This window comes from Streptomyces sp. NPDC006602 (assembly GCF_042870385.1).
Taxonomy (GTDB): Bacteria; Actinomycetota; Actinomycetes; order Streptomycetales; family Streptomycetaceae; genus Streptomyces.
This window is the reverse complement of the sequence record NZ_JBIAHG010000034.1, coordinates 68,711-76,174: the sequence shown is the minus strand read 5'-3', so window position 1 is coordinate 76,174 and position 7,464 is coordinate 68,711. Positions and strand designations below refer to the sequence as shown.

The window sequence follows — 7,464 nt, the reverse complement described above, 5'->3', positions numbered from 1 at the left end:
GGTCGTACGGTTCCAGCACCGGGGCGCGGAGTGGCGTGACCGGGTCACCGCCAACCGGGCGGTGGCCTACCGCATCCACCACGACACCGGGCGCGACCGTGACGGAGACCTTCCCCACGCCAAGAATCCGAGCATCGGCGAGCCACCCCGGCTGCCCCGGGATACCGCCGGTCATCCCATCAGACGCAGCCCGTCCTCGAAGTCGACGCGCGCGAGGTCGGCGCGCGAGACGATACCGAGCTTGGGGAACACGTTGCCCAGGTGATGGGCCACCGTACGAGGACTGATCAGCAGCTGTGCCCCGATCTCCCGGTTGGTGAGTCCCTCCGCGGCCAGCCGTACGACTCTCAACTCCTGCGCGGTGAGGGTTGTTGGGGTTTCCTGCGCCCGTGCCCGCGCGGAGTCCCGGCACGGTTGCTGCCCCGTCAGCTCCTGTTCGGCCCGGGTGCGGGCAAGCAGGGGCGCTGCGTCCAGTCGCCGGAAGATCTCCGCGGCTTCGGCGAGCTGGGTCCGGGCGTCGGTACGGCGGCGGGCCCGCCGCAGCCACTCGCCGTACAGCAGGCGGGTGCGGGCGTAGTTGAAGGGCCGCGACCGGGCTCCGGGGACCTCCAGCGCGAGCCAGAACTGCTTTTCCGCGTCCGCTCCGGAGGCCAGCAGGGCATGGACAAGGTGCGTCGCGGAGATCGCCCACGCCGCCCCGGTCCGTTCGGCCCACCGCCGCAGCAGCCGCGCCTGTTCCTCGGCCGTCGCCCGCTGCCCTGTTTGGAGGGCGGCCTCGGCGGTGTCCGCAGCGGCGAGCACGGCGATGGTGGGGTGTGCCGCGTGGTGCCCGTGCTCGGTCAGCCGGACCAAGCGGTCCAGCGCCTCCTCGGCCCGGCCGGCGAAGAGCGCCGTCATGCCGAGGTTCCACTCCGCGCCTGCGCTGAAGACGCGCACCCCACGCGGCACCCATACCTCGATGAACCGGGCGGCGAAGTCTGCGACGGTCTGCTCCTCGCCTCGCGCGGCCGCCAGCCATCCGAGACCGGCGCGGCACTGCGCCGCCAAGTGGTCGTCGCCGGTCCCCTCGGCCACGTGGAGCCCCTCCAGGGCGTTCGCCGTGGCCGAGGTCCAGGAACCTTGCGCGATGTCGGGCGCCACGGTCTGGGCCAGCGCCTGGGTCAGGGCAGTGACCTGGTCCGTGTGCCGCAGCGTGTCGATTTCACGGCGAAGCGCCTCCTGCAGGGCGGACTCGATTCCCCAGGCCACCGCCAGCGGTGCCGGTGGCATCAGGAGCCAGGAACTGCCGCTGAGCCGGGTGAGGATGTCAGCGACGGGGGCCACGACCTGGTCGCGGTCATCGGTGCCGCCGCCCCGGTCCTCCGTCCACCATGCGCGCAGCAACGGCAGCAGATCGGCGTTCGGGAAGTTCCCTTGCGGGAGCCGCCGCTCGAGCCGCTGGAGCGCCTCGCGCTGAAGTGCGCCATGACCGGCCGCCCACGCCGCCCGCAGCGCCATACTGCCGAGCCTGAACGCCTGCCCGGGATCGGCCACCCGCTCCATGTCCCGGGTCAGCTGCCGGCAGGCGGTTTCCAGATCGCCGTGCGCGAACTCGATCAGCCCGCGCAGCCCCTCGCTGAGATCCGCGACCGTGGACGCGGAGGAAAGCCCTTCGGCCCGCTCCAGCATTGCCCGCGCCACGTCGACGTGGCCGGCCTCCCAGGCCGCCTTGGCCCCGTGCGCCAGTCGTCTGGCCGCGTCGTCCGTCGAGGGGGACAGCTTCGCCGCACGCCGCAGGGCACGAGCCGCCGTGGCACAGCCACCGCGCGCCCAGGAACGGTGGGCCGACCCTTCCAGCAGCCGGGCCACCTCCTCGTCGAGTCGGCCCACGGCTTCCAAAGCCGCGGCGAGGTGCCAGGGGCGCAACTCGTCGGCGTTCTCACCCGTCAGGACGGAGGCGAGCGCATGATGCACGGCCTGGCGGTTCGCGGGCGGCGCCTCCTCGTAGACCACGGCCTCCATCAGTTGGTGGCGGAAGCAGATCCGCCCGTCAGAGCGCGTGGTGAGCAGGCCAGAGTGCATCGCCTCGTCCCACGCGCCCACGTCGAGGCCGAGCACAACCCCGGCCTGGCGCAGGGTGTTGCGATCACTACGGTCGTCGGCGGCGGCGAGAAGGAGCGCGGTGCGGGCAGGCGCGGACAGCCTCTCGATCCGGGCGCGGAAGGCACGGCGCAGGCGTGGCCCGACGGCGATCTGCTCATCGGCAAGAGGGTTCGTCGAGATGTCGCCGGCCGCCACGGACGGGGTCAGCTCGTGGAGTGCGAGGGGATTTCCGGCCGCCACGCGAACCGTGCGGCGGATCACCGCCTCGTCCACGTGCGGAGCGACGGCACGGGCAAGGAGCCGGGCGTCCTCGTCGCCCAGCTCCCGGACCTCCATGGCCGCCAGCTTCTCCCAAGGACCCTCACCGGGATCCTCGTGTCCAGTGAGGAGCATGACCACGGGCTCGTTGTGCAGTCGGCGCGCGACGAAGGCCAGGCACTGTGCGGAGGACTCGTCCAGCCACTGGGCGTCGTCGGCGACGATGAGCACCGGCCGTTCCCTGGCCAGCTCGCCGACGAGCGTCAGTACGGCCACGCCGATCAGAAACCGGTCCGCCGCGTCGCTGCTGGTACCGAGCGCCCCGTTCAAGGCGTTGGCCTGCGGCTCCGGGAGCGTACTGATCCGCTCCGTCACCGGCCACAGCAATTCGTGCAGCGCGGCGAACGTCAGCCCCGACTCCAGGCGGGTGCCCCCGCATCGCAAGACGGTGAAGTCCGCAGCGGCGGACTCGGCCACGTATTCCAGCAGGGCGGTCTTGCCGATGCCGGGTTCGCCCCACAGCACCAGCGTTGCCCCGTCGCCTTGCCGAGCACCGTCAAGGATCCGGTCAAGGGCTGCCTGCTCCTGGCGGCGTCCGTACAGGTCCATTTGCTTGAAACCTTAAAGGGCTACGGTCGCCCGGAGCCACTCCCGGTACCCGCGTTCCACCAGATTTGGCAGTTCCATGACCGATACGGTGACGGATCCGCTGCCATCCCTTCATCAGTAGGGTCGGAAACCTGATCAGCGCCTTCGCGAAACCGCCCTACGCCGTCGGCCCGACCACCGGAGGCATCAGCACGCTCCACCATGTCGTTCCCGCCCGGGACTTCGACAGGCAACTCCGCACACTCAACCGGCCGGCCGATGTCGACCGCGAAGCAACCACCAAGATCTCGAAGCAACGGCAGCAAGGAGAAGTACGCCGCTCACGCCGTCTGTCATCCGCGACGACGGCGAGAAGCCGGACGACACCCCGTACACATCCCAGTCGGGCCTGGTCGACCTCGACGCCCGGTTGCGGTGGGCCCACGCCGCCGGCCCCACCGCAACCCCGCACACCGAGGGCGGCACGGCATGCCTCATCCTGTGCCCCGGCTCGCCGTCCACCGCATCGTCCTGTAAGTCCTGACCAACGTCGCCAAGTACGCCGCCCCCGTACACCGCGGCGCACGTCATCGGCACCCCGGCCCTCGACGCGGTAGACGTCACCGCCGAGGGCACCGGACCGTCGTGCACCCCACGGGTGGACGGCCATGACGGCGGCGACCAGAGGCCGGTCGGCATACGCGAGCGGGCCGCCCTCTGCCACGGAGAGGTCACCGCGGGGCCCAACTCCCGCGGCGACTGGACCGTCCGTGCCCTTCTCGTCCCCACCACCGCCCACACGGAGACTTGGCATGACCACCGTTCTCATCGTCGACGACCGCGCCCTTCAGCGCTTCGGCTTCCGGATGCTTCTGGAACAGCACCCCGATATGACCGTGGTGGGCGAGGCCGCCCATGGCGCCGAAGCGGTCCGCAAAGCCGCCGAACTGCGCCCCGACGTCGTACTCATGGACGTACGGATGCCCGGCATGGACGGCATCGAGGCCACCCGCCGCATCGTGGAGTCCGGAGGCCGCTCCCCTGTCCTGGTCCTGACCATCTTTGACATCGAAGAGCACGCCTACGACGCCCTGAGCGCCGGTGCCAGGGGGTTTTTGCTGAAGGACGCGCTGCCCGACGCACTCGTCGCCGGTATCCGATCCGTTGCCGCCGGGGACGTGGTCATCGCCCCCGGCCTGACGCGCGAGCTCATCGACGCCTTCTCCGACCGGCTGCCCGGCCGCGCCCCCGGCCAAAAGCGGCAGCTCGCTTTCCTGACCCAGCGCGAGCCCTTGACCCAGCGCGAGCGCGAGGTACTGATCGCCATTGCCTCCGGCTGGAGCAACCTCGAGATCGGCGAACGGTTGTCGTTGGCCGAGTCCACCGTGAAGACCCACGTCAGCCACATCCTCGCCAAGATCGGCGCCCGCGACCGCGTCCAGGCCGTGATCTTCGCCTACGACACCGGACTGGTCAGGCCCGCACGACCAGCACCGCCGCCCGCAGTCATCGCCGACCGCAGAGGTCCTGACGCTCTGCCCGCAGCCGGCTGAGGTCCAGTCACGCGGGGATCCGCACTCAGCCTGCCGCTGACGGGGCTCGGTTTCACGCTGAGCCCCGGCGGCGTCATCCAAATGATCAATTACCAACCCAGTCCGTCAAGGGAAGTCATGGAACAGCAAAGCCAGCAACCGGCCCGGCGCGGCAGCGCCGTGTGGGCCGTGGTCATCACCAGCGCGGCGGGATTCATCACCGCGCTCGACAACCTGATCGTCACCACCGCTCTGCCCTCCATCCGCGAGGACCTCGGCGGTGGTCTGGAAGACCTCGAGTGGACGGTGAGCGCGTACACGCTCACCTTCTCCGTGCTGATGATGTTGGGCGCTTCCCTGGGTGACCGTTTCGGCCGCCGACGGCTGTTCGTCCTCGGGCTGGGCATCTTCACCGCCGCCTCCGCCGCGGCCGCGCTCGCACCGGGCATGAACGAACTGATCGCCGCCCGCGCGGTGCAGGGCTTCGGCGCCGCGATCATCACCCCGCTCACCCTGACCCTGCTGTCGGCCGCCGTCCCTACCGAGCGGCGCGGTGTCGCCTTCGGCATCTGGGGCGCGGCCAGCGGCATCGCCGTCGCCATGGGACCACTTATCGGCGGCGCGCTCACCGAGCACCTCTCCTGGCAGTGGATCTTCTGGGTCAACGTCCCGACCGGCCTGGCGCTGATACCGCTCGCCCTGCTGCGCCTGAACGAGAGCCATGGCCCCAACCCGAGCCTGGACCTCCCCGGCACGTTTCTGGCCAGCGGCGGTCTGTTCGGCATCGTCTACGCCCTGATCCGCGGCAACGCCGAGGGGTGGACCAGCACCCTGGTACTGGGCGGCCTGATCGGCGGCGCTCTCCTGCTGGTCGCCTTCGTCGCCTGGGAACAGCGCGCCAAGCACCCGATGCTGCCGATGCGCCTGTTCCGTCACCCCTCGTTCAGCGCCATCAACGCCGCCAGCCTGCTGATGTTCCTGGGCATGTTCGGGTCGATCTTCCTGCTCAGCCAGTATCTGCAGACGGTCGGCGGCTACTCGCCGATGGAAGCCGGCGTGCGGATGCTGCCCTGGACCGCCATGCCCATGATCGCCGGACCGCTCGCAGGGGCGCTCTCCGACCGCATCGGCGGCGGACCGGTCGTCGCGGTGGGGCTTGCCCTGCAGGCCGTGGGCCTGGGCCTCTGGGCGCTGGCCGTCGAGCCGCAGGTGTCGTACACCGCTCTGCTGCCGGCGCTGATCGTCTGCGGAATCGGCATGGGCATGTTCTTCGCCCCCACCGCCAACCTCGTCATGAGCACGGTCCACCCGGAGGAAGAGGGCATCGCCTCCGGCGCCAACAACGCCATCCGAGAGGTCGGCGGCGCCATCGGTGTCGCGTCCCTGGCGGCCATCTTCTCCGCCCAGGGCGGCTACGAATCCGCTTCCCGGTTCGTGGACGGACTGATTCCGGCGCTCTGGTTCGGCGCCGGTGCGCTGGTCGTGGCGGCGGCACTGACGTTCCTGATCCCCAGTCGGCGCAAGACCGGTGGCCCAGCTGCCGACCTGCCCCAGGGGATACTCCGGCCCGCGCCCCAGCCGCCACCTGAGCTTCGCCCCACGCCCAGCGCGCCTCGTACGCCCGCATCGTCGAGGATATCCAGACCGCCGCCGACGCACGGCTATGCCGGACAGACACCGGATCGTGTGGATCACCTGCCGGTGGCAGTAACCCTCCGGCGCGAAACGTGGCCCGCGACTCCGAGCGCGGGCCGACGCGATCCCCGACCCGCTGTTCACCGGTGTGTCGGCCGGTAGGTGCCTCAAGGCCCGCAGCAGACGCTGCGGGCCTTGAGGCACCTCACACCTCCCCCTCCGTACGAACTCGCGGCATTCCGCCCGGCTCCCAGCCGTCGCGTCCGACACACCGCAGTGCGCAGGTGATGGACGCCCTGGTTCCCCGACTCGGTGCCCACCTCGCCTTGCCGGTGGGAAGGTTCGGCTGCGGGACCTACGGGGCCTCACTGGAGGCGGCGGTCATCGGCGAGGGAGACGCTGTCGGACGGTTTACTCACAGTGCCGGTACCGGGAAGAGCAGCGACACATTGGCCCCCGTTTCCCGTGCCGGCGCCGGGCTCATGGCCCGCACCGTGGTCCGGGTCCGGCCACCGGCGAAGACGAACACACGCAGCACCAGGAAGCGCCCGGTGCCGGCGAGCCCGGCGGCGGTGAGGTAGACGACCTGCTCGTAGAGCACTCCGGCCGCCGGCTGCACGAGGTGCAGGACGAGCACCGCGGTGGAGGTCACCACGTAGGCGGCCGTGGCCGACCCCGCGGACTGCCAGTGCTGGCGCCATCCGGCATGGCCTGCCCCGAAGGTGAAGCGTGCGTGGAGCTCCGTACTGAGGAGAGTCGAGGCGACGGTGATCACAGCGTTCGCCACAGCCCATGGCATCAGTCCGGCAAGCCCGGCCACGGCAATGCTGGACGCGACCCCGACACCACCACCGAACAGGACGAACCGGGCGAAGGAGGCGAGGGGACCGGGGGCACCCGGGCTCCGTCGCGCCGCGGCCGTCTCGGTGTCCGTCCGTTCCGCACCCCGCGCCTCGTCCACTGCCCCAGGCGTCGTCTTCGGCAAGACCAGCGACTTCATGGGAAGTCCCTTTCGACTGAGAGAGTGCTGGGCCTCTTTGGCCCTCGGGTTCGCAGGACGCGCCGCCCGCACGCTCATTGAGCTTTACATTACGACCATACGATCATAAGAAAGGGGTCGGCCTGCGAACAAGGGTCTGATCAGACTTTAGATTATGACCGTACTCACATGAGTGGCGGGAAGCACGCTCACCACGGCGCTCGCGCCCGGTGCGATGACCGCTCAGCACTGCGAGGCCGCCGGCCCGGGTGGCCTCGCATCCCTGCCCGCGGCTTCTCTCCGATGCCCCTCCTTGCGCAACCTGCCGCGGCACGGGAACAGGGCTGCCGCCGAACCGGGGAGACTCCGCTACCGACCGCCGCACGCAGC

At 70.5% G+C, this 7,464-nt stretch carries 4 protein-coding genes; 2 read left to right on the top strand and 2 right to left on the bottom strand.

Annotated elements, in window-relative coordinates; translation table 11 throughout:
• Window positions 1-171: 171 nt before the first annotated feature.
• Window positions 172-2,949, bottom strand: a complete 2,778-nt coding sequence (locus tag ACFYO2_RS41520; RefSeq protein ID WP_388360403.1) for an AAA family ATPase — start codon at window positions 2,947-2,949, stop codon at window positions 172-174.
• Between the two features lie 791 nt (window positions 2,950-3,740).
• Between ACFYO2_RS41520 and ACFYO2_RS41515 the strand changes: the two genes are divergently transcribed.
• A complete protein-coding gene (locus ACFYO2_RS41515; RefSeq protein ID WP_388360400.1) occupies window positions 3,741-4,481 on the top strand; it encodes a response regulator in 741 nt (246 codons plus the stop codon).
• 117 nt (window positions 4,482-4,598) lie between these two features.
• Window positions 4,599-6,257 carry a DHA2 family efflux MFS transporter permease subunit gene (locus tag ACFYO2_RS41510; protein WP_388360397.1) on the top strand — a complete coding sequence of 553 codons (1,659 nt, stop codon included), beginning with the start codon at window positions 4,599-4,601 and terminating at the stop codon, window positions 6,255-6,257.
• A gap of 253 nt (window positions 6,258-6,510) precedes the next feature.
• Here the strand turns inward: ACFYO2_RS41510 and ACFYO2_RS41505 are convergent, their stop codons facing one another.
• Window positions 6,511-7,095: a hypothetical protein gene (locus ACFYO2_RS41505; protein ID WP_388360395.1), complete on the bottom strand. Its 585-nt coding sequence runs from the start codon at window positions 7,093-7,095 to the stop codon at window positions 6,511-6,513.
• Window positions 7,096-7,464 lie beyond the last annotated feature (369 nt).

Bases quoted from the DNA above. Each gene is read 5' to 3' on its own strand.
- ACFYO2_RS41505 (WP_388360395.1), bottom strand. From the start codon at position 7,095: ATGAAGTCGCTGGTCTTGCCGAAGACGACGCCTGGGGCAGTGGACGAG.
- ACFYO2_RS41515 (WP_388360400.1), top strand. From the start codon at position 3,741: ATGACCACCGTTCTCATCGTCGACGACCGCGCCCTTCAGCGCTTCGGC.
- ACFYO2_RS41520 (WP_388360403.1), bottom strand. From the start codon at position 2,949: ATGGACCTGTACGGACGCCGCCAGGAGCAGGCAGCCCTTGACCGGATC.
- ACFYO2_RS41510 (WP_388360397.1), top strand. From the start codon at position 4,599: ATGGAACAGCAAAGCCAGCAACCGGCCCGGCGCGGCAGCGCCGTGTGG.